The sequence below is a fragment of the bacterium genome (genome assembly GCA_035505375.1).
Taxonomy (GTDB): Bacteria; Hydrothermota; Tepidihabitantia; order Tepidihabitantales; family Tepidihabitantaceae; genus UBA2258.
Genome location: DATJQV010000075.1, coordinates 95765 through 121415, shown reverse-complemented (window position 1 = coordinate 121415; position 25651 = coordinate 95765). Strand labels below are relative to the sequence as shown.

The following is a 25651-nucleotide window of genomic DNA, read 5'->3' as shown; positions in this document are numbered from 1 at the left end:
AGGACAAATGTCTCGACTATGGACCGGAGATTGCGCTCCGGGCGCTCTTATCCGCGCGTCGTCTTGCGTTCAGCGCGGGCCTTGGCCTCCGCCTCCAGCTTTGCGCGCCGTTCGGCGAGGCGGCGCTCCTCTTCCTCTTCTTCCTTACGCTCGGCCTCAGCTCGGGCCTTGGCCTCCGCCTCCAACTGGGCACGCCTGCGTTCCTTGTCGGCACGGGCCTGGGACTGGGCCTGCAACTGGGCACGGTGCTCGGCGATCTTGCGTTCCTCTTCGGCACGCAGTTCGCTCAGCTTGCGTTCGGCCTCGGCGCGGGCTTTGGCCTCGGCTTCCTCTTTGGCGCGAAGTTCGGCCAGCCTGCGTTCGGCCTCGGCTCGGGCCTTGGCCTCCGCCTCTTCCTTGGCGCGGCGCTCGGCGAACCTCCGCTCCGTTTCCTCGAGCTTCTTGCGCTCTTCTTCGGCGCGGGCTTTGGCGTCGGCTTCCTCTTTGGCGAGTTGCTCCGCGAGCTTGCGTTCCTCTTCGGCGCGGGCCTTGGCCTCGGCCTGCCGCCGGGCTCGCTTCTCCTTCAGGTTGCGTTCCTCTTCCTCGAGTCGTTTGCGTTCGGCCTCGACCCGTGCTCTGGCTTCGGCCTCTTCCCGCGCGCGCTGTTCCTCTTCGCGCTTCCTACGTTCCTCTTCCTCTCGCCGCTTGCGTTCGGCCTCGGCACGGGCTCGGGCCTCGGCTTCTTCCTTGGCGCGCTGCGCGGCAATCCGCGCTTCTTCCTCTTTCCGCTTACGCTCGGCTTCGACGTAGGCTTTGACCTCGGCCTCAAGCTGAGCCCGCCTCTCCGCGAGCCTGCGCTCCTCTTCCTTACGCTTGGGTTCCGCGTCGGCGTAGGCCTTGGCCTCGGCCTCCAATTGCCCCCGCCGCTCCACGAGTTTGCGTTCCGCCTCAACCAGCCGGCGTTCTTCTTCCTCGACTTTCCGGCGTTCACCATCGAGGCGAGTCTTGACCTTGGTTTCTTCCTTGATGCGTTGCTGGGCGAGCCGCTGTTCCTGTTCCGCCAGTCGCTTGATCTCCGTCTCGGCGCGCAGTCTGGCCTCGGCCTCATCGCGTGCGCGCTGCTCGGCGACCCGGCGGGCTTCATCCTCTTTCCGCTTGCGCTCGGCTTCGGCGCGGAGCCTGGTCTCGGCCTCTTCCCTGGCACGCTGCTCGGCGAGTCTCCGCTCTTCCTCTTTCCGCCGGCGCTCGGCTTCGGCCTTGGCTTTGGCCTCGGCCTCTTCCCTGGCACGCTGGGCTGCAATCCGCGCTTCTTCTTCTCTCTTCTTCCGCTCGACTTCCGCCCGGGCTCTGGCTTCGGCTTCTTCCTTGGAGCGCTGCGCGGCAGCTCGCGCTTCTTCCTCTCTCCGCTTGCGCTCCTCTTCCTCCCGCCGCTTGCGCTCGGCATCGCTCAGCGTTCTGGCCTCGGCCTCTTCCTTGGCGCGCTGCGCGGCCATTCGCTGTTCTTCTTCTTTCCGCCTGCGCTCGGCTTCGGCGCGCGCCTTGGCTTCGGCCTCCTGCCTGGCCCGCTCGGCCTCGGCGCGGGCCTTGGCCTCGGCTTCCTCCCTGGCGGGCCGCGCCGGCGTCTCGGGTGCGGCCGCCGGCTTCTCCGGGGCCCTTGGCGACAATTGCCTGAGCAGCTTCTCGGCTTCCGGCTTCGGCATGCCGGCCTCGACGCACCCGGCCAGGAATCGGTCGACGCCCATCTGTGCTGTCAGCGGCCTGAGCCGCTTGATAGTCTGCTCCACACCCGACCGGGCGCCGATGTTAGTGAACAATTGCAGGGCTTGTACAAAGTGCTTGAGCGCCTTGGCGTTTTCGCCCCGGTCCTGGGAGACCGTGCCGATGCCGGTGAGACTGGCTGCCAGCAACTGCGGGTTTGCCAGCGTGCGTCCAATCGCCAGCCCCTGCTCGAAATTCGTCAGTGCCTTGTCGAGTTGACGCAGGGCCAAATAGAGCTGCCCGAAATCGTTCAGGCTTGCCGCCACGCCCGTCTGGTAGCCCATGCCGCGCTGCAGTTTCAGCGCCTGCTCGAAGTTGGCCTGTGCCTTGGCGTTGTCGAGTCGGATCAGGTAAGCCCGGCCGAGATTGCTGAGGCTGTCGGCCTGAATCTGCAGATTTGCGATATCGCGCGACATCGTCAACGATTTCTCGAAGGACTCCAGCGCACGGTCGGCCTTGCCCGTCTCCTGGCACGCATTGCCGATGTTGCCGAGGGTTACGGCCACACCCGGCTGGTAGTGAATCTCGCGGTAAATCGCCAGGGCTTGCTCGTGCAGCTTCAGGGCCTTGTCGGGCTCGCCGGTGGCGCGGCAAACCAGCCCGATGTCGTTGAGGGCGGCTGCTTCGCCGTGCCAGTACTTCGCCGCACGGTACGCCGTCAGCGCCTGCTCGAAGTTCTTCAGGGCCTTGTCGGGCTCGCCCTTGGACAGGGCAATGCGGCCGATGCAGCAAAGGTTGTCGGCCTGCAGTTGCGGATTCGGAGGCGTGCTCGCCAAGACCAGGGCCTCTTCGTGGTACTTCAGGGCCTTGTCGGGCTCGCCTTTGGCGTAGCACAGCCGCCCGAGATTGGTGAAGGCCGCGGCCTTCCCCGACCGGTCGGCAAACTGCTCCGCCAGCTTGGCCGATTCCTCGTGACTCTCCTTGGCATCCTGCCACCTGCCGGGCGGCTCGTGGCACAACCCGACCAGGTTTGCGAGCGCCACAAGTTCGGTGCCGGCCCCTTGCTTCGCCGCCACCCTGAAGAGCAAAATGGCATTGTCCCACTTGTAAGCCTTCATCGCGGCCCGGCCCAGCTCGAACGGGGACCTGACCGTCGGCAGGGAGTTCATCAATCCGTCAAGATATTCTGTCATGTTCTGAATCCCCCGTGGCGGGTTCCCGCCTGCTTCATCTGGATGCCATGCGGTCGGGACAGCCGTATTCCATTCCGGTCAGTGGACGCGGTCGGCCGGTGGTTTGCTCGTCCATTATGCAGTCTCGCACGCGGACGTTATAGCGGGAAAGGTCGTGTCTGTCAAGCTTAGTAGAGCGGTCTGATTTGCCGGTGTTCCGGCGGGCTGGCGCACGAAGAAGCCGGAAGGCCCGCAAACCAGCCGGCAACTGGCAGACTTAGAGGCGAGAAGCCGGAAGTCAAAAGGGTCGGAGCCGGAGATGGAAGGGCGGGAAGCGGTGAACTGCCGCCTTCGACTCTCCCGTCCTGCGTCCCCGGCCCTGCGGGAAAATCAGGGTCGCTACCGGCGCGGCCCATCTTCGCTGTGCAGCACGCTTTTGACCTTGTCGGGAAATTCCGTATATTCACCCTAGGTTAAACGGAGAAAATCATGACTCGAATCAACAAGCTCGTATCGGCTCTTGCGCTCCTCGCAAGCATCGCGGCCGCAGCCGCGCCGCCGGTGGCGCTGCTGAAAGGCATCACGCTTGCGAAATACCCGGACGCGAACGCGGTCATCGTGTTCGATTCCACGCTCGTCACGCTCCAGGCCGACGGCCGGAACGTGACCCGCGAGCACCGGCTGGTGAAGATATTGACCGAGCAGGGCAAGCAGGAATACGCCACGCCCGAGGATGGGTACTGCCTGACCTATTCGACGGCCGACGTAAAGCTGGCCCGGGTGATAGCGCCCGACGGCAAGGTCACGAATGTCGCGAAGTCCGACATCGTGGACGTGCCGATGCCGCTGGAGGAAGGGTCGAAATTCGTGCTGCCCAACGTGCGGGTGAAGTCCATCCAGTTCCCCGGACTCGCGCTCGGCTCGTCGGTCGAGTGGATAACCGAGGACGTCACGTTCAACCCGGTAATGGACGGCCAGTACGACAACGAGGAGTATTTCAGCGGGGGCGACCCGTTGCTGTCCGTGGCGTATACCCTCGACGCTCCGACCACTTTGAAGCTGCGTTGGCTGGTCAAGGCCGGCAGCGTGGACACGAACTTCACGGTGAATGGCAAGCGCCAGCGCCTGACGTGGTCGGCGCACGACGTTCCCAAATTGGTCTACGAGCCGATGATGCCGTACGGCGAGTCGATGACGCGGCTGTTCATCTGCACCCAGCCGGACTGGCAGACCTGGTCCCGCTGGTTCTACAACCTCTCCTCCACCCAGTACGATGTGGATTCGGCCTTAGGCCGCGCCATAGACTCGCTCACTGCCGGCGCGAAGACCGAGGATGCGAAAGTCCGCGCGCTCTACAACTTCGTGAACCAGCGCATCCGTTACGTGGAAACATCCTACTCGGGTAAGAAGGCCGGGTATCAGCCGGAGAAGATAAGCCTGACGTATCAGAAGCGCTACGGCGTGTGCCGCGACAAGGCCGCGCTGCTCACCGGCATGCTGCGCCACGCCGGCGTCGACGCCTACATCACCCTGACCAACGGCGAGACCCAGACCGACTCCGAACTGCCGGTGGACCAGTTCAACCACTCGACCGTGGCGGTGAAGCGGGCTGACGGGAGCATCTACTACCTCGACCCGACGGCCGAGAATTCGCGCCAGTATTACGCAGCCTCGGAGATGAACCGCGGGGTGCTGGTCGCGACCAAAGCGGGTGACGGCCTGCGCTACACGCCGTTCATCCCGGCGGACTCGAACCGGCTCGACGTGCGCATCGACGACACGCTCGCGCCTGACGGTTCGCTCTCCGGCGTCGCCGTTCTTGTCCCGATCGGTGAGCAGGAATTCGGCCTGCGCTCGCTCGCCCAGTATCTGCCGCCGCAGCAGCAAAAGCAGCGCTACGAAAACTATCTCCACGTGCTCGGGCCCGACGCACATCTCGACACGCTGGCGATGACCGACCCGCGCGACCTGAACCAGCCGCTCGTCGTGAAGCTCCACTTCTCGGTGCCTGACTTCGCCACCGTTCTCAAATCGAAAACCGGCAATCGCAAATCTACGATCCGCTTCACCCTGCCCAAGGCGGGCAACGGCATGTTCACCTCGAACGCCTTCGCCTGGGCCTCGTCGATGCCGGCACGGAAGTACGACATCGATTTCCACTCCACCTATACCTGGCACATGGTTCACCAGCTGACCCTGCCCAAGAGCTTCAAGACCGTGCTCGTGCCCGACTCGTTGGAGCAGGCGTCCGACAAGTTCGAGGCGAAGTCCGAGACCAAGGTCAAAGGCAACCAGCTTACCAACGAAGCCTGGTTCCGGCTCAAAGACCCGCTGGTGCGGGTGGCCGAATACCAGAGCCTGCGCAGTCTCCTGGCCGCGACCGAGGAGATTGAGCGGCAGCACGTGATGCTGAAGCCGGTAGAGGAGTAGGCAATGCAAGCCCGGATAATCCAGAATTCAGAGACCAGAATCCAGAGTGCCGAATGCAAGATGCAAGGTGCAAAATGGCTTGCCGTTTTGTCCTTAGTCCTTATCACTTTGTCCTTCGGCAGCGAGATTGACAGTATCATCAAGGCGGCGCCGGGCCATGATGCCTATCCCGAGGCCGGCGCGCTCATCCTGCTTTCCCGCACGACCGTAACAGTGGACAAGAACAACTCGACCACGCTGGACCGTTATCTCGTCGTCAAGATATTCGAGGACCGGGGTAGAGACGAGTTTGGCGAAATCACCCAGAAGTTCAACAAGGACGGCCAGACAGTGGAAGTGCTGGAGGCCTGCACCCACCGGCCCGACGGCTCCATCGTCAAGCCCGAGGCAAGAGCGATATCCGACGTGTCGGCGCCCGAGGTGGCCGACGCGATGGCCTACACCAACGCGATGCTCAAGGTGATATCATTCCCGGCCCTGGAGCCGGGCGCGGTCATCGAGTACCACGTGCGGGTCAAGCCGAAGAAGAGCACGAAAGAAGACGGCTTTTCCGGAACCGTCATGTTCGGCGCGTCCAACCCGATCCTGAAGCGCGCATTCACGCTGGTCGTGCCCAAAGGGGTCCAGTTCTCGCAGGCATGGTCCAAGAACGGCGTCAAGCCGGTCGTCGAAGCCCTGCCCGCCGGCTACAGCTTCACCTGGACCGTGACCAACACCCCGCAGATATTCCACGAGCGGGCGATGCCCGACATCCGGCGGCTCGTCCCCATGCTGAGCTACTCGTCGTACAAGGACTGGAAGCAGGTAGCGACCAAACTGCGCAAAGACTTCGACAAAGGCCGCGTCGCCTCGCCGGCGGTGAAACAGTTCTCGGACAGCTTGAGCGCGGGCAAGACAAAGGCCGAAGCGGCCAAGGCCATCTTCCTCTACGTCACCCAGAAGGTGCGCGGCGTCGATCTCGGCTACGGCGACGCCGGTTACGAGACCCACAAAGCGGCCGATGTTCTCACCTGGAAATACGGCGACTGCCGGGACAAGAACCGGCTCCTCATCAGCCTGCTCGACGCGCAGGGCATCCCGGCGACGCCCATCGCCATGAACACGAAAACTGATGTGCCCGTCGGCGTGCCCTCGCCAGACGCCTTTGACGGGCTCGCCACGTTGGCCACCGTTGATGGCAAGCCGATGCTGCTCGACCCCTTCGCCGAGTACCGTATCTACGGCAGCGTCCCGGACGACGACGCCGGAGATGACGCGCTGCTCCTCGACTCAACCAGCACGCAGCTTGGCAAATGCCCGGGCGCAGGCCCGAACCCGAGCGACCTGGCGGTCACGACCGCCGAGATGTCGCTTGAGCTGAACGGCGACCTCAGCGGAACCGTGACGACAGTGACCGGCGGCTGCTACGACAACTCCCTGCGCGACGAGTGGCGCGACCTGACTCCGACCGACCGCAAGCGGGACATGGCCGGGATCGCCTCGTCCATCAAGACCGGCGCAAGAATCGACTCCTTCTGGTTCTCGAACCTGGAGGACCTGACTGAACCGGCGACCGCGGGCTTCCACTTCACGGCACCGCGCTACGCCGTGACCCAGAAAGGCGAACTCTCGATGCGAGCGCCCACCCCGGCCGTGGTCACCGAAGAGCTGTTCGGGATCGCGTCGAACTCACGGCGCACGAACCCGGTAGAGACCAAGCCGGCGCGCGGCTACGAGTACACGTGCACCATCAAGCTGCCGCCCGGCGTGAAAGTGGATATCCTGCCGGACACCGTCGCCACGGTTGGGGCCGGTATCTCGGCGCAAGGCGGCTGGGCGAAAACAGCGGACGGCGTGAGCTTCTACTACACGGTGCATCTGATGAAACCGGACTACTCGCTCTCCGAGTTCAAGCAACTCAAGTCCGCAGCCGACGCCCTCAACCGCCCGCAACTCCGCGAGGTGTACTTCCTGCGCACCAGCGAACGGACACGCCCCGAACCAACGTTACAGCATTCTAAGCCCGCCACACCGACCTCTAAGCCGGAACAAGCGGGCACCCAGGGGAAACCGATCAAGTAGCAGTCCCATGACTACACGCGGCCGGCAGCTTCCCTGCCGGCCGTTTCTGTGCGTGGACTCCCGGTTCCGCCGCGCCAATCCGCAATCCGGCGCCTGGAATCTCAAGTCACTGCCGCCCGCCTCCCCTCCGAGCCCGAGTCCGGCGACCGGGACTACAGAGTCTGACCGTGCTGAGGTTGACTCCTGCCTCCATCAGCAGCATACTATTACGAGGATACATGAAGGCCTACGCATTCTCAGCCAAGGTTACACCCGAGGGCCAGGTCGAACTGCCCGAGCGGCTGCGCCGGCTGCTGGCCGCGGACAAGACGGCAAGACTGCTGGTCCTGATGCCCGAAACCCCTGACGCGGACGAACTGGCCGCGTGGGACGAACTGACCTCCGAACAGTTCCTTGCCGGCTACGCCGCGGCGGATGCGGTGTACGACCAACACTAAGCCATGGCACAATACGCGGCGGGCGACATCGTCCTCCTGCGGGTTCCCTTCTTCGACACACCCAATCCCAAACGGCGGCCGGCGATGGTGATACTGGACACCGGCGGCGACGACATCGTGGTCGCGCGAGTCACCGGACAGCTCTCGAACACCCCGCAGGACGTCACGCTGGAAGAATGGCACGTGGCCGGATTACTCGTCCCGTCGGTCGTCCGTCTTCACACGGTCGCCACGCTGCCGCGGAAAATCGTTGATCGGAAGCTGGGGCGACTCACTCCCAGCGACTGGTCGCTTGTTGTCCTGACCCTCCGGCAGGTCTGCAGAAACCTCTAGCCCGGTCCCGGTACTTCTTCACTCTCGGGACACAGGCCGAAGCCCGTCACGCTCACCCGCTCCCTCATGTCCCAATCCACTCCCCTTTTCCTCTTCTCTGCCTTCCAGCTTCCGCCTTCGCCGCTCCTCTTGACTTCGTGTCTTTGTGCCTTTGCGGCAATGTTCCGGCCTCTGCAACTCTACTTTCTGGTCTGTGCAAGGCTCTGTACCCACTCCCGCCTGCGCCACAGGGCGCAGCCGCCGCGGGTTTCCTTCAGTTCGTCGTGGTTGTCGCGAATCGCTTTGAGCAGGCCGGACGCGAGCGCCTGTTCGAGCGGCATGTCGGTCACGTTCGTGTCCGAATAGGGCGCGAACGGGCAAGGCTCAAGACTGCCGTCCGGCCCGACGTGGACGAAGCCACGCCCCGCGGCCAGGCAGCCGCCGAACTGCTCTTCGTCTCCCGGGAACACGATGAATACCGGACGCGACCGCACCTGCATCCCTTCGGAGAACTCGACCAGTTGCTGCCGCTGTGCGGGCAGGAGCGTCAGGTCTTCAGTGCCTGGCTCGGCCGGCGTGTACTCGACGAAGATGAACAGGCTGCACCCGTTCCCGATGAGCGCTTGGACCAGTCCTTCGGCCGTCACAGCCTCGAAATTCCGGCGCGTGACCGTGAGCGACACCCCGAAGAAGAGCCCGGCGGCCCGCAGCTTCCCGGCGGCAGCAGCCACGGACTCAAACACGCCGCTGCCCCGCCGCGTGTCGGTTTCCGGTTCCCAGCCCTCAATGCTCAACACCGGGATGACCTGCGGCTGGCCTCGGAACCGGGCGACAATCGCATCGTCCTGCAGCAGCCCGTTGGTGAAGAGCGGGAATGTGATGTCCGGGAACTGGCGCGTGACATCGAGGATTTGCGGCTTCAGGAGCGGTTCGCCGCCCGCGAGCATTATGACCGAGACACCCAGCTTCTGCGCCTGCGAGAAAAGGTCGGCCCACTGCTGGTCGGTGAGCTCGGGCCGGCGCGAGCCGTGCCGGGCTCGAGCATAGCACCCGCGGCAGTGGAGGTTGCAGCGGCTGGTGATGCTGGCGATGACGAGCGGCGGCACCTGAATGCCGCGCTCGCGCTGCTTGTCGCGCCGCCGGGCCGAGCGCGCCTGGGCGGCCTGGGTGCGGGCGAAGAAAAGCGCCTGCTTCGGGTTATTCCACGCCGCGCGCGCCGCGTACTTGAATACCCGCGCGACCTGGCTATCGAATCGACCCAGGAAGTCCGTGGCCATGTGGAGTCGGATAATACCTCAGGTGAAGCCGGAAGGCAAAGGCAGGGCAAAGCTCGAAGTGCGAAGTTCGAATGACGATTGAGTGAGGGCAAAACCCGAAGCTCGAAGACTGGGATCCGACTTCGTCATTTGCCTCCATTCTAGCTTCAATCGAGCCTCGGTATTCAAGCTTCGGCCTTTTCCTGCGCGCGCATGTCCTTGAATCCCTCCGGTTATTTGGCAATATCAGAGTGTGATGATAGACCGGCAGGCATGCTTACCAGGAGGAATCCCATGAAGACGGCAGTGCGCGTCGTGACGGCAGCCCTGCTTGCGCTCGTGCTCTTGGGCTGCGGTCAGAACGTCGTGGTCTGGCAGAAACTGATCGACCTCGGCGGAGATGAAACCGCCACCGCCATCGCCAGTGATGGCTCCAATTACTACGTCAGCTTCATCGCCACCAAGCCGGGTGGCTCGGACCACGCCGGCTGGTATGTTACCAAGCTGGACAAGAACGGCCAGGAAGTCTGGACGCAGAACTACAAGGGCTCGGCGTGGGCGGAATGCCAGGACCTCTGGTGCGACAGCCTCGGACACCTATACGCCGTGGGACGCACACGCGTGGATGGCAAGCAGCTCTGCCTGGTCTGCCGCTACGCCCCGGACGGCAATATCGCCTGGCAGAAGGCGCTGAGCGTCGGCGACAGAACCTGGGGTATGGGCATCTGCCCGGTCCCCGGGGACAAGATTGCAGTCTGCGGCGCGGCCGGCTCCGACACGAACACCGACTACATGGTCGCCGAACTCGAAAGGAGCGACGGCCGGACCGACTGGGTCAGGAACTACGACCAGAGCCACAACGACGTCGCCGCTCGCATTGACTGCGACCCGAAGGGCAACCTCGCGCTGGTCGGGCTGCGCAGCGACAACGCGGCCGGCGCGGACGTCACCCTCATGATGTTGAAACCGGATGGTGACACGCTCTGGTCCAGGCGCTACGACTCGGGCGGCGACGACGAGCCCGGGGACATTGTCTTCGACCCGTTCGGGAACATCCTCGCGACCGCGACCGCGGCCGTCGGCGACTCGGTACGCTGCGTGATACTCGAGTATGACGCTGCCGGCGGCGCGATAAGAAAGGCCGCCTACGGCGCTCAGGCGCAGGCGACCGGCAAAGGCATCTTCGTCACCAGGGACGCAGACGTCTTCGTCTGCGGCAAGCTCTACGCCGGCAGGCCGGTAGCCGGCAAGCAGGAGCCGGGCAAGCTGCTCGTGTTCCAGTACAAACCCACGGCGTTGTCGGTCTGGGAACGGCAGTACGCTGCCGGCTCGGATGCGGAAGGCGTCGACCTGGTCGTCAACGGCGACGCATACGTAGTCGCCAACGTCAAGAACAAGACGAACGACGTCCTGGTCTGCCGCATTGCCCGTCCGGCCGCGGCATCATGGCCTCCGGGCAGATGATCATCAAGCTTCAGGACTGGACTCCGCAGGTCGACCCGACCTGCTTCGTGGCTCCCAGCGCGACGATTATCGGCCAGGTTTCGCTCGGCCGCGGCGCAAGCGTCTGGTTCAACACCGTCCTGCGCGGCGACATGGCCCCGATAACCGTGGGCGAAGAGACGAACGTGCAGGACCTCTCGATGGTCCACGTTGACTACAACACGCCCACCGTCATCGGCAAGCGGGTCGTGGTGGGCCATCGCGCCATCATCCACGGCGCGACCGTCGGCGACGACTGCATTATCGGGATGGGCGCAATACTGCTGAACCGTTCCAAGGTCGGCCGGAACTGCATCGTCGCCGCCGGCGCCGTTGTTCGCGAGGACTTCGAGGTGCCGGACGGCTCGCTCGTGGCCGGGGTGCCGGCCGTGGTCAAGCGGCCGCTTACTCCCGACGAGACCGAACGCATCCGCCGCAACGCGACCGACTACGCGGCCCGAGCTCAGTTCTATCTAAGACAGAGTCTTGGGCAGCAAACGACCTGACGGGACCGGGCGGCGCACTCAGACCGCCGTCGCCGGCCACCATCGCCTTTTCCTGCCGTTGCTGCTGGGAATCTACGTGGTGTTCTCGCTCCTCTTGTTCGACCCCAAGCCGGCGACCTTCGGCGATAACGCCATCTACCTGACGCTCGGCAAGTCGCTGGCCGCGGGCAAGGGCTACCGGGACCTTTACCTGCCGGACGCGCCGGTACACACCCAGTACCCGCCCGGATTCCCGCTGATGCTGGCCGGCATCACGCTCCTCACCGGGGGTAGGCACAGCCCGACCGGGGCCACCCCGACCACCGTGCTGTTCGCGAAGCTCTTCGTCCTCCTCACCGGCGTGGGGGCGATGTTCTTCATCTACCGCCTCTGCCGGCTCACCTTCCAGGAGAAAGCCTGGCCGATCATGGCCGTTTTCGCCTCGATGCCCGCGTTCGTCGTGAACAACCACTGGGTACTCTCCGAGCTTCCGTTCATGCTCGCTACTTTTGCGGCCCTGTACTGCCTGGTGCTGGCCGAGGTACGGCCGAAAGCGACCGCGGCCCGGCTGCGGATTCTGGCCGGAGGACTGGCAGTGGCAGCGTGCTACATCCGGACGGCGGGACTGGCGGTGGTGCTCAGCCTGCTGCTTCTGTTCCTGGTACGCCGCCAGTACCGCGACCTCGTCATCCTGCTGCTCCTGTTCGCCGCCACGGTCGTTCCCTGGCAGGTCCTCAACGCGCGGGCCGGGCGCGGCCAGCCCTACCTTGAGCAGCTGCTGGCCAAGCACCCCTACTTTCTGGAACTGGGCCGCGCCGGTTTCGGTGACTGGGCGTCGCGCATCTGGCTGAACCTGCGAGACTACTCGAGCCGGGCCGTGCCGCGCCTGCTCTGCCCGACTTACGAGGGGAGCAACTACGAGGTCGTCTGCGGCATCATCGTATCGCTCGTGTCCGCGGTCGGGTTCGGGCGCGCGGTCCGGCGGATGGCGGCGAGGGGGCCCGGACAGCTTGGACCGCTCACGGCCTGCGCACTCTGCGCCATACCGCTGCTGCTCGGCTGGCCCAACACCTGGGCGTCCGAACGTTTTCTGCTACCTTTCCTGCCGCTGATCGTCATCTTCTTTTTCCAGGGTGTGGAATGGTTCGGGGCCAGACTCCGGTGGCGCTGGCTCGGCGCCACGGTCGTCGGCGTGCTCGTCTTCGCCAACACGGTCCAGATGACCTCGCTCGCGCACAAAGCCGTCAGGGACAACCTCGGCTACCTGCGCGGCGACCGGTACTCCGGCTATCCGGAAGACTGGCGCCGCTACTTCGAAGCCATTGAGTGGATCAAGTTACAGACGCCTCCGGACGCGGTCGTGATGGCGCGCAAGCCCGAATTCGTCTATCTCCTCTCCGGCCGGCGCTCCTTCTGCTACCCCATCACGCCCGACCACGCGAAGGTCAAGTCCGCCATCGAGCGGTCCCAGTACGTCCTCGCCGACAACTTCCGGTGGACCGAGACCACTCCCATGCTGCTCAGCCCCGTGCTCCAGGAAAACCAGGGCCTCTGGTCGCTGATCTTCTCCACTCCGCCGCCCGAATTCTACGTCCTCAGTGTCAAACCTGGCGCGCCGGCCGTAAGCCAACCGACGTCAGCGGGCCGCTGACCCCCGAAGAAACCGGCCATGACTGCCGCAACGCCGACCAGCAGGCTGCCCGGACCCGGATACTCCTCAGGCAGAGCTTCGGGGACCAGAAAGCCTGGCGATACGAAGCACGGACGTCACGCCCGGACAGCCGACAGCGGGCAGTCCGGAGCCTCACTCGCCGGGCGACGTCGGACCGCCGACCCTGGCCGCTTCCTCCTGCCCGCACTGCTCGGCCTCTACGTGGTGTTGTCGATCCTGCTGTTTGACCCCAAGCTTGGGACGTTCGGCGACAACGCTATCTACCTGATACTCGGCAAGTCGCTGGCCGGGGGCAACGGCTATCGGGACTTGTACCTGCCGGGCGCGCCCGTGCACACCCAGTACCCACCCGGATTCCCGGTCATACTCGCGGGCATCACACTACTTTGCGGCGGCGTCAACGTTCTGGCCGCGAAGCTCTTCGTCGTCCTCACCGGTATCGGGGCGATGTTCTTCATCTATCGCCTTTGCGAGCTCACCTTCCCGAAAAGGGCCTGGCCGATAATGGCGTTGTTTGCCTCAGTGCCCGCACTGGTCGAGAACAACCACTGGGTCCTGTCCGAGATGCCATTCCTCCTCGCTACGGTGGCGGCCCTGTACTGCCTCGTGCTTGCGGACCAGCGGTCAAGGGCAACGGCGGTCCGCCTGCGGGTGGGAGCCTGCGGGCTGGCGGTCGCAGCCAGCTTCATACGGACGGCGGGTGTGGCGGTAGTTCTCGGCGTGCTCCTCTTTTTTCTCGTGCGCCGCCGATACCGCGAGCTTGTCCTGCTCGTGCTGCTCTTTGCCGCCGCGACCCTTCCCTGGCAGCTCCACAACACCGGGGCCGGCCACACGCAGCCCTACCTTGAACAGTTGCTGGCCAGGCAGCCCTATTCGCTTGAACAGGGACGTGCCGGCATCTCCGACTGGGCGCTGCGGGTGTGGCAGAACCTGCGCGACTATGCGGCAACAGTCATCCCCCGAATGCTCTTTCCTACCCGCGACGACTCCTGGTACGAGATCATCTCCGGCATTATCCTGTCCCTGCTGGCGGCAATCGGGTTCCTCCGCAGCTTCAGAAAGCCGGCCTCGCAGACCCCTGTCGGACAGTTGGCCTCAAAGGCCCCTGTCGGACGGGTCGGCGCACTCCAGTCCTGTGCGGTCTTCGCCGCGCCGCTGCTCCTCTGCTGGCCCAATATCTGGGTGAGTGAACGGCTTCTCTTGCCCTTCCTGCCGCTGGTCATCGTTTTCCTGTTCTACGGGTTGGATTGGCTCGGGGCGAAGCTGGGCTGGAGACGGTTCGCGCCCGCATTCATCGGGGCGCTTGTGCTTGCCAATACGGTTCACATGGCCTCGCTGGCCGGCAAGGCGGTGAGCGACAACCTCGGATACCTGCGGGGTGATCGCTGCTCCGGCTACGAAGTGGACTGGCGCCGCTACTTTGAGGCTATTGACTGGATCAAGGCGCAAACGCCCGCAGACGCGGTGGTGATGGCCCGCAAGCCCGAATTCGTCTATCTCCTCTCCGGCCGGCAATCCTACTGCTACCCCATCACGACGGACAGCGCAAAGATCAAGTTATCCCTCCGGCGGTGCCAGTACGTCTTGGCCGACAACTTCCAGTGGACCCGAACCACTCCCATGTTGCTCATGCCCGTGCTCCATGACAACCCAGGTCTGTGGTCGCTGCTCTTCACCACGTCGCCGCCCAAGTTCTACGTCCTCAGTGTCGTGCAGGGGACGCAGGTCAGCCGACCGACCCCGGCCTACGGCCGGGAATAGTAAACAGAAGAGGGTGAAGGGTGAAAGACGGATCCGGGTTTCACTGTTCTGACTTCACTATTCACTCTTCCGGCGCGGCGGGTCTTGCCGCTAGCCGATGTTGACTTTGTGCTGCGCGACGGTTCCGCCGGAGATGATGACGAGCAGATACGTGCCGCGCTTCTGCCGCGCGCCGTCTTCGCCGGTCCCGTCCCAGACTACCGTGTGATAGCCGGATGACTGCTGCTCATTCACGAGCAGCCTGACCGGCCGACCGAGCATGTCGTAGACCTGGGCCCTTACCTGCCCGGCCTGGCTCAGCCGGTACTCGACCTGCAGGCTGCTTTGGCGCATCGCCGACTGCGCCCGGACGATGGTGACGACCCCGGCCGCCGGACCGCGCTGCGCTGCGCCGGCTCCGGCTTCGCCGACCGCGAAGACCAGCGCCGGAACGTGGCCGTCGGGCAGTTGGAGCGCCGTGACAATGTCCCTCCGCTCGGCCCGGCTGAGCGGCACCACGAGACACCCGGCAAGTCCGAGCGCCCTTGCCTGCGCGAGCAACTGGAACCCGGCAAACCCCGCCTCCATCAAGGCCGATTCCGATGTTGTATCCGGCACGCAGACCACGAAATAGGTCGGCGCGCTTCCGGGAATCCGGGTCGAGGCTGCCCGCAACTGCGGCCGGCGGTCGCCTATAGTCACCGGCTCCAGCCGGTGGTCGCGCGTCGTCACTTCGGTGTCGGCGAGCCGGTTATGATACCGGCCCACCTCGTCCTGCCCGACCACATAGATGCGGTCCGTGAGATAATAGTCGGCCATCGCGCTCGGCACGGTCAGCCCCTGCCGGCGATTGTAGGTGGCGTGCGGGGTCACTCCGTAGGCGGCCCAGCAGAGCTGCGACAGGTTCTCCTGTGAAAGCTCAACCGGGCTGAACGAAGAATCCTGACCCAGGTCGGCGACCACTGCCTCGAACGTATCGGGCCCGACCACGTGCGGCAGCGGCAGGCTCGAGTCCGTTGACCGGGCCACGCAGACGGTATCCAGCGGTGCCGCCGGGGCGCTGCCGAACACGTTCACCATCCGAATCGGGTGGGCGGGATTCCAATCGGCCGCGGCGTGGTCTGCCGCCCACTCCATCGGGCAGCTCACCACGTTGATTGCTGATTGTCCGCCATTCGACGTTCGACCTTCGTCATTCGTCATTCTCCGGAACGCGGTTCCGGCGAGCAGCCCGGCCTGAATCGCCATGCCGGTCTCCTCCGGCCGGCCGGCGGCGACACCGACCTCGAACGCCGAGCCGGAATTGTAGCGGTGGTCCCCGGCGCGGTACAGCGTCAGGAGAAGATTCGAAGGGTCGTACCGATACACATTCTCCGGCGTGGCCACGTAGAACTCACGGTACTCGCTGCCCGCGCGCGGCGCCCGGCTCATCGCCCACAGGACGTTGGCCATCACCTGAGCCGGCAGCGAATCGTCGAACCCGGCGTGGACCGAGTACCGGCTATTGGAGAGCTGCTCGAACGAATAACCGTGCCGGACCGGCGCGGGCAGGCTCTCCGCCTGGCCCGAGACAGGCAGCGGTGCGGAGAACACCACGGCAAACACTACCGCGCACAGGGCTCCGAACATACTCCTTAAAGCCTACCGGCCTCTCCACCTCAGTCAAGCCGCCGCAGACACCCTGAATTCGAAATAGATGGCCGGGGAGACACTTTTGTACCAAGCTCGAAGCTCGAAGGTAGAATGACGATTGAAACCCGAAGTGCAAAAGGCCCGATTTCGCACTTGAATCGGGCTTCGAGCTTCGGACTTCGGGTTTGATGCGTTCTTTCGTGCCTTCACTCTCGGGTCTGGGGAGACAGTCGCCGGAATCCGGCATGGGAGTCCAACACAAGGGCACAGAGTGGGTAAACCGCAGATGACGCAGATGTCGCAGATAGCTCAGACGAAGGACGGGGGACGAGGAGACGGGCGGACAAGGAAGGGACATCCACCGATTTCACAGATTACACCGATTGCCGGGCAGCGCTGTCCGACAGGGGCCGCCGCGGCCAACCTCGAATCCTGGACCCCTGTTTGTATTAGTCAAGTATTAGTCAAGTTATCAGTCAAGCAGGCCGCCGTCCGCAGCCAGAACAACCTCCAAGCTCGCCAAGGCAGTGGACTACTGCGTTCGGATGTCTTGCAGTTCCGCCCGCAATTCTGAATTCTGGTTTCTGGTCTCTGAATTCTGACTTCTGAGTTGTCCGGTGGCCGCCACTCTATCCCTCGATCCCTTCTTCTCTCCCGCTTCCGACGCCTGCCTGATCCGAACTCATCCACTGGACCACTAGACCACTTGAACCCCCGACCCCTCTTCTACCACTTCTGAATTCTGGTCTCTGGATTCTGAATTCTGGATTGTTCCCCGTCTCGCGTTTTGGTTTCTGATTTCTGGACTATCGGGTGCCCGCCACTGGATCCCTCGACTCCTCGACTCCTCGACCCCTCTTCTACCACTCCCGCATTCTTGTCTCTGGTTTCTGAATTGTCCGATCCTTCGCGTCTTGGTGGTGAATACCTGTCCCGTGCCCGCGTTTCGGCGACGCGCCTACTGCGCCAGCGTGTACTTGCCCGACTTCCTCGTGCCGATGCGCTTCACCAGCCCGGCCGCAAGCAGCGGTCGCAGCAGGTCCATCGCGCCCTGCCGGGAGACGCCCAGCCCTTCCCATATCCGGCGCGGGGCCAGCTGTCCCTCGTCGCGCAACATGCGCAGCAACTGCTCCTGCCTCGGACGGAGCAGAATCGGCTCGCTCCCGGACTCAGCCGAGATCGCCTGAATCCGGTCCCGCGCATTGCCGAGCGCCTTAAGCAGACCTTCGGCCGTGTACTCAAGCCAGCCGGTCAGATTGCCGCCGTGCTTGCGCACGTCCGCCAACTGCCGATAGTAGCGCGGACGGTCATGCCAGTAGTACTCGTCAACCGCGAAGATATGGTGGGTGTCGAAACCCCGCCGGTAGAGTTCCCACAAAGCCAGCAGCCGTCCGACCCGGCCGTTGCCGTCGCCGAACGGATGGATCTCCTCGAACCGATAGTGAAGGACCGCGGAGGAAATGACCGAAGACAGCTTACGCGCCGGCCCGTTCCACCAATCCAGGAGCGCGGCCATGAGTTCCTCCACCCGCTCCGGCGGAGGCGGCACGTGCCCGCCGACCCAGACCTGGATCCGGCGGAACTCGCCCGATTGTCCCTGGTCCATCACGCCGTGCGCCGCAATCGCGTGCAACCGCAGCACGTCTCGGCGCGTGACCGTCTTCTTCTTCGCGTGCGTCTCGATCAACCGCAGCCCGGCGAAGTAGTTCAGCACCTCCTGCCGGGACCGGTCCGCGATCGCCGGGACCTCGCGGCCCTCAGCCAGCGCCCGGACCTGGGCCTGGGTCAACGGATTGCCCTCGATGGCGGTCGAGCTGTGCGTATTGCGCACCCGTGCCTCCTGCTGCAGCCGGGGAATCCACGCCACCTGCACGGCCGAAGAGACCACCTGCTGGCGTAGCGCCGCAACCTCCTCGACCAGCGTCAGCAGTCGGGCCGAAACCGTGAACTTCGGCTCAAATGTCATCGGACAAGTCTAATAATCAGTCAAGTATTAGTCAAGTTATTGGTCAAGTCGCGGTCCGCAGCCGCCACCTGCAAACTGGTCACTGGAAACTCGCGGCGCAGCCGCGTGTATTAGTCAAGTTATCAGTCAAGCAGTCCGCCGACCGCTCTCCGCTTCGGATACCGGTCCGGCAATCTGAAATCGGCAATCGTCAATCGAAAATGGATTAACCGCCAGGCCGGAGAAGACTAACCGCAGATTGCGCAGATGACGCAGAGAGCTCAGACGAAGGACGAGGAGACGGACGGACTATGGACTGTGGACAGTAGACTCAGGACGAAGAACGATGGACGACGTACGAAGGACAGTGTCTCGCGGCCAGCGCCCGGCTGCTAAGTGCGGCTTCGCCGCCTGGGTGAACGTGTGGCCGGCCGGTCTGAAACGCTGAACCCGCCCGAGGCCGACTCCGCGCCCGCTTGCACGTCCTCCCACGGAATGGCCTTCCCGGCCCGGGCACTACCCCGCGCCCTCGCGATCCGTGCGACAAACCGCGGATCGTTCTCCAGCCGGTAGTCGAACCAGTCGTCCTCGCCGGCGAAGCCGATGAGCACACCGGCCGGACGGCCATGTCGGGTGATGACGACTTCCTCCTCTGCCGCCTCGTTCAGATACTCGGAAAGGTGGTCCTTTACCTCAGCCAGCGCTACTCTCTTCATCGAATTCTCCAGTCTTCTCAAGCCATTCCGCAGCGCGCGATTTCTCAACAACAGCCAGCACCACCACCTCATCCTCTCGCACGTCGTAGAAGACGCGCACGTCCCCGACGCGCAGGCGGTATTGCGGCTTCCGGGTCCCACGCAGCCGCTTGATACTGCTTCGGCTCAACCGGGTCGGCTGGTGCAGCAGGTGCCGGTTGATGGCATCCCTGACTTCGGCCCTGGTTCGGGCCGAGAGGCGGCGGTAATCATCGAGGGCTTCGGGCGCGAATGCGACCCGGTACTTCATTCTGGCCAGATGATAGCCAGATTCTCTCCGATGGCAAGCCGCGCACCCTCTCCCTCGATCTCTCGATTCCTTTCCTGGGCAACTCTGAATTCTGGTTTCTGGATTCTGGATTGTTCCCCGTCTCGCGTTTTGGTTTCTGACTTCTGAACCATCCGGTGCCCGCCACCCGCCACTAGATTCCTCGGATCCTTGAATCCTGGACCCCCTTCTGCGGGAATCGCCTATTGCGTCGCCGGGAATTCCCGCGCCGCGCCTTGACTCAGCACCCTTCGCCGGTATCCTAGGCCCGTGACCGCGCCCAAAGACTCCGGATACCTCATCCCCGCCGAGCGAATAGACAGTGCCATTCTGGAGATACGTGGCGAACGTGTCATGCTGGACGTCGACCTGGCCGAAGTCTACGGCGTCACGACCCGCCGACTGAAGGAACAAGTCCGGCGCAACCGGGAACGATTCCCCGAAGGTTTCATGTTCGAGTTGACACTCGATGAGAAGGATGAACTGGTCGCAAAATGCGACCGGTTGGTGGCGCTCAGGCACTCGTCAAGTCGCCCCTACGCATTCACGGAACATGGAACTGTCATGCTCGCGAGCGTCCTGCGATCCAAACGGGCGGTCGATGTCAGCGTCTTTGTGGTGAGGGCGTTCATACGAATGCGTCGCATGCTGGCCGACCAGCGACAGCTCGCCATCAAGCTCGCCGAACTTGAACGCAAGCTGGCCACGCACGACCGGAACTTCCAGGTGGTCTTTGCCACTATCAAACAGCTCATGCTGCCGCCTGCGCCAAGGAAGAAACGTATCGGATTCATCACCGACGACGACAAACCCGGCCACACCGGCTCAGGCTCGGACTTCGTCGCTCGCGATCGGCGCCGACGCAGGCGCTGAACCGCCATCCTGGCTCTTCGTCAGCGTATCTGAATTCTGGTTTCTGGTCTCTGAATTCAGCTCTATCCGATGCCGTATCCGTGTTCATCTGTGTCCATCCGTGGTTTCCTATTCGAACTTCCCCGGCCGGGCATTCTGAATTCTGGTTTCTGGTCTCTGAATTCTGATTTCTCCCATGCCTTCGCTAGGGGGCAGGCCCCGGGACTGCCCGGGGAATAGCCCGGTGTCTGAAACGGATTTCTCATCGGTCATTAACCAACAATGCCGGACAGGACTCCAATGTCAACACCTATCTGTAGTGGTGTGGATAACTCGGTGGATACAATAGGTGGTATCTGGCCGGAATGGCCAAATGGTGGATGAATGTGGACAGGATGTGGATAACTATGTGGATAATCAACCACTAGTGGTAGTGTACAGTGGTTGATACTACTAATGGTAGAAATTGTGAGTTATCCACATTATCCACATCCCAACAGCAGCAACAGGTTCTTTTGCTAATAATTGCTGTTGTACCGGAAGCGCGTGGATAACTGCGAAATGCAAACCTCAAACGCAGGTTGCAGGCTTCGGGCAGGGGGGGGTGACCGAGAGCCGCCAACGTCGACCATCGTGCTTCCGCAGCGGCCGGCGGAGGCGCATAGCATTGGGCAAGATGTCCTGCCTGGAGTTCCGAAGAGGCTAGCCCCCAGGCCCAATGCTTCCGCTCAACTTGCGGGCTAAGGCACTACACCACTCTGGTACACTCCACGTGATCAGCGAAGGTGTCCAAACCAGCGGACCTGGCTAGCCGGCCATTTCATGGCGGGCCCACACGAATCCACAACTCCGATGTTGACATCTAATACTAAGGGTAGTATCATGGGACGTTGTCCAGCGTCAAGAAGCTCGTCGCTCGACTTCTTTCGAGGCCTGCCGAGATGGCATGCCAAGACGTACGAGCGATACTCAAACACTTTGGATGGACTCTGCGAAGAACAAAAGGCAGTCACGAGATTTGGGGCGATAATGGTCGCCGGCTCGTCTTGGCCACACACAGCAAATCCTACAAGAAATCGTACTTAAAGGACATTATCACGACGCTGGACCTGGAGGCAACAGATGAACCGCAGGAATGAGAAGGACTTGGCCTACTACGTGAACCTGAAGTATCCCGTGCAGGTGCATGAGCAGGAGGAAGGCGGGTACTTCGTGTCAGTGCCGGACCTGCCCGGCTGTATGACTCAAGGCGAAACACTAGAGGAGGCAATGGCCAACATCAAGGAAGCGCGAGAACTCTGGCTGGAGGAAGCCTACCAGTCAAACATCGAGATACCACTGCCCGAGGAAGCAAGGGAATTCTCGGGCAAGTTCGTCGTTCGCCTGCCGGCCGCTCTGCATCGCCAGCTTGCGAGACAGGCAGAGGAGCAAGGAACGAGTCTAAACCAGTTTGTGGCTGTCGTACTCGCTCAGGGCGTAGTGACGCACGCGCTTGACGTTCGTCTGTCCAGAACTCTGTCCACCGCTGACCGTTTGAGAGATGACCTCGAAGAGATAGTGCTTCGTGATCCATGGAACGCCCGCAAGCAGCTCAGGGGTTTGGCCGGTGTATCATGCGGGGGCAGCGAGTTCGCACTCCCTGACCCCGGCAACATAAGTTTCCACAGGAAGGCGGCAATATGAGTGCAACCGCGGTCAAGCGGCCCGCACGCCCGAAAGTAAGCCCCAGGGAGTATGCCGAGTTCATTCGGGGGCTCGATCTGCTGAACATCGCGGCTCGGGCCCTATCCGCAGAGCTTCTCGTAGACAAAGTCGACTTCAAACGTGAGATGGACCTGGGGATCGAAGACAAAGTCTCATTCCAGATGGAGGGCGAGGCAACATGCAAGGTTATTCAGACCTGCGTTTTCATGGCGGCGTACAAGGATGAACCCAAGATACCTCTACTGCGAATCAGCTGCACATTCGAGGTCGTATACCGAGTCGCAAAGCCGATGACCAAGGACTACTTCCAGATCTTCTGCACGAACAACCTCCCCCTGAACACTTGGCCATACTTCCGCGAGTACGTACAAAGCACTGTCGTGCGCATGGGCCTTCCGCCGCTTGTCCTCCCGGTGGTACGTCGCTAGCGAGGACGCCTAATCGACGAATCTGCCACAGAGCGACAGCCCTGCCGCTCCCGGCGGCACTGACGACTGCTAGGTTCTACGGCACGCGCCTGACTGCGGCGAGCTTTCCGGCTATAACCTCCGCGTGATTGACTGGCCTATCGGTAAGAAAGAGGGTTCGTGATGGAACCGACACAACTGGACTGGATTGCCAACTTCATCTGGGGCATCGCCGATGACGTGCTCCGCGACTATTACAAACGCGGCAAGTACCGCGACGTCATCCTGCCGATGACGGTCATCAGGCGGCTGGATGCCGTGCTGGAGCCAACCAAGAAGGCCGTGCTCGACATGAAGGATCGCCTCGACAAGTCGAAGATCTCCAGCCAGGAAGCGCCGCTGCGACAGGCAGCCGGGCAGTCGTTCTACAACGCCTCTGCGTTCATGCTTCGCGACTTGCGCTCCCGTGGCCGGGCGCAGACACTCAAGGCCGACTTCGAGGCGTACCTCGACGGCTTCTCGCCTAACGTCCAGGAGATAATCGAGAAGTTCAAGTTCCGCAACCAGGTGCCGACTCTGGTGGAAGCCGACATCCTCGGCGGCCTGATTGAGAAGTTCCTCGACCCGTCCATCAACCTCAGCCCCAAGCCTGCGCTGAACAGTGACGGCTCTGAGCGCCTGCCCGGACTCGACAACCACGGCATGGGCACCATCTTCGAGGAACTCATCCGCCGGTTCAACGAAGAGAACAACGAAGAAGCAGGCGAGCACTTCACGCCCCGCGACATTGTAACGCTCATGGCCGACCTTGTGCTTAAGCCGGTGGCGGACAAGGTCGTGTCCGGCGCGTACCTCGTGTACGATGGCGCGTGCGGGACCGGTGGGATGCTAACCGTGTCCGAGCAACGTCTGCTCGATATGGCCAAGGACCACGGCAAGGACCCCTCGATTCACCTCTACGGTCAGGAAGTCGAACCCGAGACCTATGCCATCAGCAAGGCAGACCTGGTGCTCAAGGGCGAGGGTGAAGAGGCCGACAACTTCGTCTTTGGGTCCACGCTTTCCCATGACGGGTTTGCCAGCCTGAAGTTCGATTTCATGCTCTCCAACCCGCCCTACGGCAAGAGCTGGAAGAACGACATGGAGAAGATGGGCGGCAAGGACAGCATCAAGGACCCGCGATTCATCATCACTCACGCAGGCGACCCGGAGTATTCGCTCGTGACCCGTTCCAGCGATGGCCAGATGATGTTCCTTGCCAATATGCTCAGCAAGATGAAGGTCGGCACCAGGCTCGGCAGCCGCATCGCCGAGGTCCATAACGGTTCGTCGCTCTTCACCGGCGACGCGGGACAGGGCGAGAGTAACATCCGGCGTTGGATAATCGAGAACGACTGGCTGGAAGCGATAATCGCGCTCCCACTCAACATCTTCTACAACACCGGTATCGCCACTTACATCTGGCTCCTCTCCAACCGCAAACCCGAGCATCGCAAAGGCAAGGTTCAGCTTATCGATGCGACCCAGTGGTTCGAGCCTCTGCGAAAGAACCTCGGCAAGAAGAACTGCCGGCTCTCGGATGCTGACATCAGGCGGATCGCCGACACCTTCCTTGAGTTCAAAGAGACCGAGCAGTCCAAGGTCTTTCCGAACGAGGCCTTCGGCTACTGGAAGGTCACGGTCGAGCGTCCGCTGAGGCTCAAGGTCGAGTTCAACCACGCCAGCCGAGCGCGGCTCAAGTTTGCCTGCGCCAAGGCCAAGGACGAGGATCTGCCTGCCTTTGCCGACAAGCTGGCCGAATCACTCGGCTCAGGGCCGCACATGGACTTCAATGCCTTCCTGACAGAAGCACGCAAGGCAGCACTGAAGGAAGATTTCTACTTCCCCGTGAAGCGAGAGAACCTGCTCAAGAACAACCTGGCTGAGCGCGATGAGAACGGGGTGCCTGTCGTCAAGAAGGCGTACCCGCTCTTCAAGACGAAGGTGGATCCTCTGCGCGGTCTGTTCGAGGCCATGGTTGTCGGCAGGCAGTATGCCGTCGAGTACGAACCGGATACGGAGCTACGCGACACCGAGCAAGTGCCTTTGCTTGAAGACGGTGGCATCGAAGCCTTCATCCAACGCCAGGTCCTGCCTTATGCCAAGGACGCCTGGATAGACGAATCCAAGACCAAGATTGGCTACGAAATCAGCTTCAACCGCTACTTCTACAAGCCCCAGCCGCTTCGGACTCTTGAAGAGATCAAGGCCGACATCGCGGCACTGGAGAAGGAGACCGAAGGATTGCTCAAGGAGGCGTTGGAGTGACGCCGCGCCGGTTCTTTGCAGGCACGGTCTCAATGTACGCTGGCCCGCCGCCCCATGAGCTAGACGAAGCCCGAAAGCGGAGGAAGAGATTGCGGAGATGACGAAGGAGGCAACGCAATGGAGATTCTAGACGCGGCCCACGAAGTGCTGTCCCAAGCGCGAGTCGAGCTGCACTACCGAGAGATCGCCAAGAGGATTGTGTCGCAGAAGCTCTTTCTGCCAACCGCCAAGGACTTCGGGCATGTCGTGGGGTCGAGGCTATGCGCGGACACGAAGAGCAATGGTTCCGCCTCGCGCTTTCGGCACGGCTCACGAGGCGGCTTGTTCAGGCTGGCGTCAGAGCAGCCTGCCGACAGGGAGGCGGTCACGACCGTGCCACGCGGGCCGATGAAGATACTCGGTGCCGTAGAACATGTGTTGCGGTCCGTTGGACATCCTATGACGGCGAAGGAGTTGGCTGCAGAGATCACCAGCCAGAAGCTGTTCTCCTCGCGGAGCGGGAAGTTTGAGAACATGGTTCTTGGGCGCGTCTATCAGGACACCCGAGACCGCGTCGCGCGCGGCGAGAAACCCCGGTTCGTGCGTCTTGCCGGGGGAGCAGTGGGTTTGGTCGGCATGTCCACGCCCAGCCCAGCTTCACAGGCAGGCGCTCCTGCCACACCAATGGCTCCGGCCGGATTGCGCAGCCTGTCGCCAACGCAACTTGAACAACTGGTGGGAGATCTCCTTTCGGCAGTTGGCTACGATCGCGTCGTCGTGACCCCAGCGACGCACGACCGCGGAGTAGATGTCGAGGGACACCGTCCGCTGGATTCGGGCGGCACGGTCGCCGTCAAAGTGCAGGTGAAGCACTGGAAGGCCAAAGTGCAGGCTCCAGATATACAGAAGATCAGAGGGGCCGCAGGCCCGGCCGAGTGCATGGTTGTTACGTCTGGGGAGTTCAGCGCGGGGGCCATCAAGGAGGCCAACCGCCCCGAGATGAAAATGGTCAGGCTCATCGATGGTCGGCACCTTGAAAGCCTGCTTCTTCAGTATGGCGTTCCGATAGCGAAATAAA

General features: G+C 62.7%; 19 protein-coding genes. 13 read left to right on the top strand and 6 right to left on the bottom strand.

Annotated features, from left to right (window positions below; all coding sequences use genetic code 11):
* Positions 1–47: 47 nt before the first annotated feature.
* Entirely contained in the window at positions 48–2870 is a 2823-nt protein-coding gene (locus VMH22_12100) for a tetratricopeptide repeat protein (protein ID HTW92435.1), read from the bottom strand.
* Between the two features lie 468 nt (positions 2871–3338).
* On the opposite strand from VMH22_12100, the gene VMH22_12095 reads away from it, so the two are divergent.
* The 4 genes from VMH22_12095 to VMH22_12080 all read left to right on the top strand — a co-directional run bounded on the left by VMH22_12095 (position 3339) and on the right by VMH22_12080 (position 8110).
* Positions 3339–5279, top strand: coding sequence for a DUF3857 and transglutaminase domain-containing protein (locus VMH22_12095; protein HTW92434.1), 1941 nt, complete (start codon positions 3339–3341; stop codon positions 5277–5279).
* A gap of 108 nt (positions 5280–5387) precedes the next feature.
* The gene (locus VMH22_12090) at positions 5388–7340 is read left to right on the top strand and encodes a DUF3857 and transglutaminase domain-containing protein (protein HTW92433.1); all 1953 of its coding nucleotides are present in this window, start codon (positions 5388–5390) and stop codon (positions 7338–7340) included.
* 218 nt (positions 7341–7558) lie between these two features.
* Positions 7559–7777, top strand: a complete 219-nt coding sequence (locus VMH22_12085) for a hypothetical protein (GenBank protein ID HTW92432.1) — start codon at positions 7559–7561, stop codon at positions 7775–7777.
* Positions 7778–7780: 3 nt separating this feature from the next.
* Positions 7781–8110, top strand: coding sequence for a type II toxin-antitoxin system PemK/MazF family toxin (locus VMH22_12080; GenBank protein ID HTW92431.1), 330 nt, complete (start codon positions 7781–7783; stop codon positions 8108–8110).
* Between the two features lie 179 nt (positions 8111–8289).
* Here the strand turns inward: VMH22_12080 and VMH22_12075 are convergent, their stop codons facing one another.
* Positions 8290–9366: a radical SAM protein gene (locus VMH22_12075; protein HTW92430.1), complete on the bottom strand. Its 1077-nt coding sequence runs from the start codon at positions 9364–9366 to the stop codon at positions 8290–8292.
* A gap of 273 nt (positions 9367–9639) precedes the next feature.
* Here VMH22_12075 and VMH22_12070 point away from each other — a divergent pair, with 273 nt between their 5' ends.
* Genes VMH22_12070 through VMH22_12055 form a run of 4 tightly spaced genes read left to right on the top strand, consistent with a single transcriptional unit; the run spans position 9640 to position 14745 of the window.
* On the top strand, positions 9640–10809 hold the full coding sequence (locus tag VMH22_12070; GenBank protein ID HTW92429.1) for a hypothetical protein: 1170 nt from the start codon (positions 9640–9642) through the stop codon (positions 10807–10809).
* Positions 10806–11333: a gamma carbonic anhydrase family protein gene (locus tag VMH22_12065; protein HTW92428.1), complete on the top strand. Its 528-nt coding sequence runs from the start codon at positions 10806–10808 to the stop codon at positions 11331–11333. The genes VMH22_12070 and VMH22_12065 overlap by 4 nt, the downstream gene beginning before the upstream one ends.
* Positions 11314–12963: a hypothetical protein gene (locus VMH22_12060; protein HTW92427.1), complete on the top strand. Its 1650-nt coding sequence runs from the start codon at positions 11314–11316 to the stop codon at positions 12961–12963. Before VMH22_12065 ends, VMH22_12060 begins: the two co-directional genes overlap by 20 nt.
* Before the next feature lie 18 nt (positions 12964–12981).
* On the top strand, positions 12982–14745 hold the full coding sequence (locus VMH22_12055) for a phospholipid carrier-dependent glycosyltransferase (protein HTW92426.1): 1764 nt from the start codon (positions 12982–12984) through the stop codon (positions 14743–14745).
* A 90-nt stretch (positions 14746–14835) separates the two neighbouring features.
* Here VMH22_12055 and VMH22_12050 read toward each other — a convergent pair whose 3' ends face one another.
* From VMH22_12050 to VMH22_12035, 4 genes are all read right to left on the bottom strand, one after another.
* Positions 14836–16353 carry a nitroreductase family protein gene (locus tag VMH22_12050; protein ID HTW92425.1) on the bottom strand — a complete coding sequence of 506 codons (1518 nt, stop codon included), beginning with the start codon at positions 16351–16353 and terminating at the stop codon, positions 14836–14838.
* Positions 16354–17314: 961 nt separating this feature from the next.
* Positions 17315–18322 carry a Fic family protein gene (locus VMH22_12045; GenBank protein HTW92424.1) on the bottom strand — a complete coding sequence of 336 codons (1008 nt, stop codon included), beginning with the start codon at positions 18320–18322 and terminating at the stop codon, positions 17315–17317.
* Between the two features lie 371 nt (positions 18323–18693).
* Entirely contained in the window at positions 18694–19017 is a 324-nt protein-coding gene (locus VMH22_12040; protein HTW92423.1) for a type II toxin-antitoxin system Phd/YefM family antitoxin, read from the bottom strand.
* A complete protein-coding gene (locus VMH22_12035) occupies positions 18995–19306 on the bottom strand; it encodes a type II toxin-antitoxin system RelE/ParE family toxin (protein HTW92422.1) in 312 nt (103 codons plus the stop codon). Before VMH22_12035 ends, VMH22_12040 begins: the two co-directional genes overlap by 23 nt.
* A gap of 288 nt (positions 19307–19594) precedes the next feature.
* On the opposite strand from VMH22_12035, the gene VMH22_12030 reads away from it, so the two are divergent.
* The 5 genes from VMH22_12030 to VMH22_12010 all read left to right on the top strand — a co-directional run bounded on the left by VMH22_12030 (position 19595) and on the right by VMH22_12010 (position 25650).
* A complete protein-coding gene (locus VMH22_12030; protein HTW92421.1) occupies positions 19595–20197 on the top strand; it encodes an ORF6N domain-containing protein in 603 nt (200 codons plus the stop codon).
* A gap of 1101 nt (positions 20198–21298) precedes the next feature.
* Entirely contained in the window at positions 21299–21859 is a 561-nt protein-coding gene (locus tag VMH22_12025) for a type II toxin-antitoxin system HicB family antitoxin (GenBank protein HTW92420.1), read from the top strand.
* Positions 21856–22308, top strand: coding sequence for a hypothetical protein (locus VMH22_12020; GenBank protein HTW92419.1), 453 nt, complete (start codon positions 21856–21858; stop codon positions 22306–22308). The genes VMH22_12025 and VMH22_12020 overlap by 4 nt, the downstream gene beginning before the upstream one ends.
* A 162-nt stretch (positions 22309–22470) precedes the next feature.
* A complete protein-coding gene (locus VMH22_12015; protein ID HTW92418.1) occupies positions 22471–24594 on the top strand; it encodes a class I SAM-dependent DNA methyltransferase in 2124 nt (707 codons plus the stop codon).
* 117 nt (positions 24595–24711) lie between these two features.
* Positions 24712–25650, top strand: a complete 939-nt coding sequence (locus VMH22_12010) for a restriction endonuclease (GenBank protein ID HTW92417.1) — start codon at positions 24712–24714, stop codon at positions 25648–25650.
* The last annotated feature ends 1 nt before the right edge of the window (position 25651 follow it).

Bases quoted from the DNA above. Each gene is read 5' to 3' on its own strand.
- VMH22_12100 (HTW92435.1), bottom strand. From the start codon at position 2,870: ATGACAGAATATCTTGACGGATTGATGAACTCCCTGCCGACGGTCAGG.
- VMH22_12095 (HTW92434.1), top strand. From the start codon at position 3,339: ATGACTCGAATCAACAAGCTCGTATCGGCTCTTGCGCTCCTCGCAAGC.
- VMH22_12085 (HTW92432.1), top strand. From the start codon at position 7,559: ATGAAGGCCTACGCATTCTCAGCCAAGGTTACACCCGAGGGCCAGGTC.
- VMH22_12080 (HTW92431.1), top strand. From the start codon at position 7,781: ATGGCACAATACGCGGCGGGCGACATCGTCCTCCTGCGGGTTCCCTTC.
- VMH22_12075 (HTW92430.1), bottom strand. From the start codon at position 9,366: ATGGCCACGGACTTCCTGGGTCGATTCGATAGCCAGGTCGCGCGGGTA.
- VMH22_12070 (HTW92429.1), top strand. From the start codon at position 9,640: ATGAAGACGGCAGTGCGCGTCGTGACGGCAGCCCTGCTTGCGCTCGTG.
- VMH22_12065 (HTW92428.1), top strand. From the start codon at position 10,806: ATGATCATCAAGCTTCAGGACTGGACTCCGCAGGTCGACCCGACCTGC.
- VMH22_12055 (HTW92426.1), top strand. From the start codon at position 12,982: ATGACTGCCGCAACGCCGACCAGCAGGCTGCCCGGACCCGGATACTCC.
- VMH22_12050 (HTW92425.1), bottom strand. From the start codon at position 16,353: ATGTTCGGAGCCCTGTGCGCGGTAGTGTTTGCCGTGGTGTTCTCCGCA.
- VMH22_12045 (HTW92424.1), bottom strand. From the start codon at position 18,322: ATGACATTTGAGCCGAAGTTCACGGTTTCGGCCCGACTGCTGACGCTG.
- VMH22_12040 (HTW92423.1), bottom strand. From the start codon at position 19,017: ATGAAGAGAGTAGCGCTGGCTGAGGTAAAGGACCACCTTTCCGAGTAT.
- VMH22_12035 (HTW92422.1), bottom strand. From the start codon at position 19,306: ATGAAGTACCGGGTCGCATTCGCGCCCGAAGCCCTCGATGATTACCGC.
- VMH22_12025 (HTW92420.1), top strand. From the start codon at position 21,299: ATGAACCGCAGGAATGAGAAGGACTTGGCCTACTACGTGAACCTGAAG.
- VMH22_12020 (HTW92419.1), top strand. From the start codon at position 21,856: ATGAGTGCAACCGCGGTCAAGCGGCCCGCACGCCCGAAAGTAAGCCCC.
- VMH22_12015 (HTW92418.1), top strand. From the start codon at position 22,471: ATGGAACCGACACAACTGGACTGGATTGCCAACTTCATCTGGGGCATC.
- VMH22_12010 (HTW92417.1), top strand. From the start codon at position 24,712: ATGGAGATTCTAGACGCGGCCCACGAAGTGCTGTCCCAAGCGCGAGTC.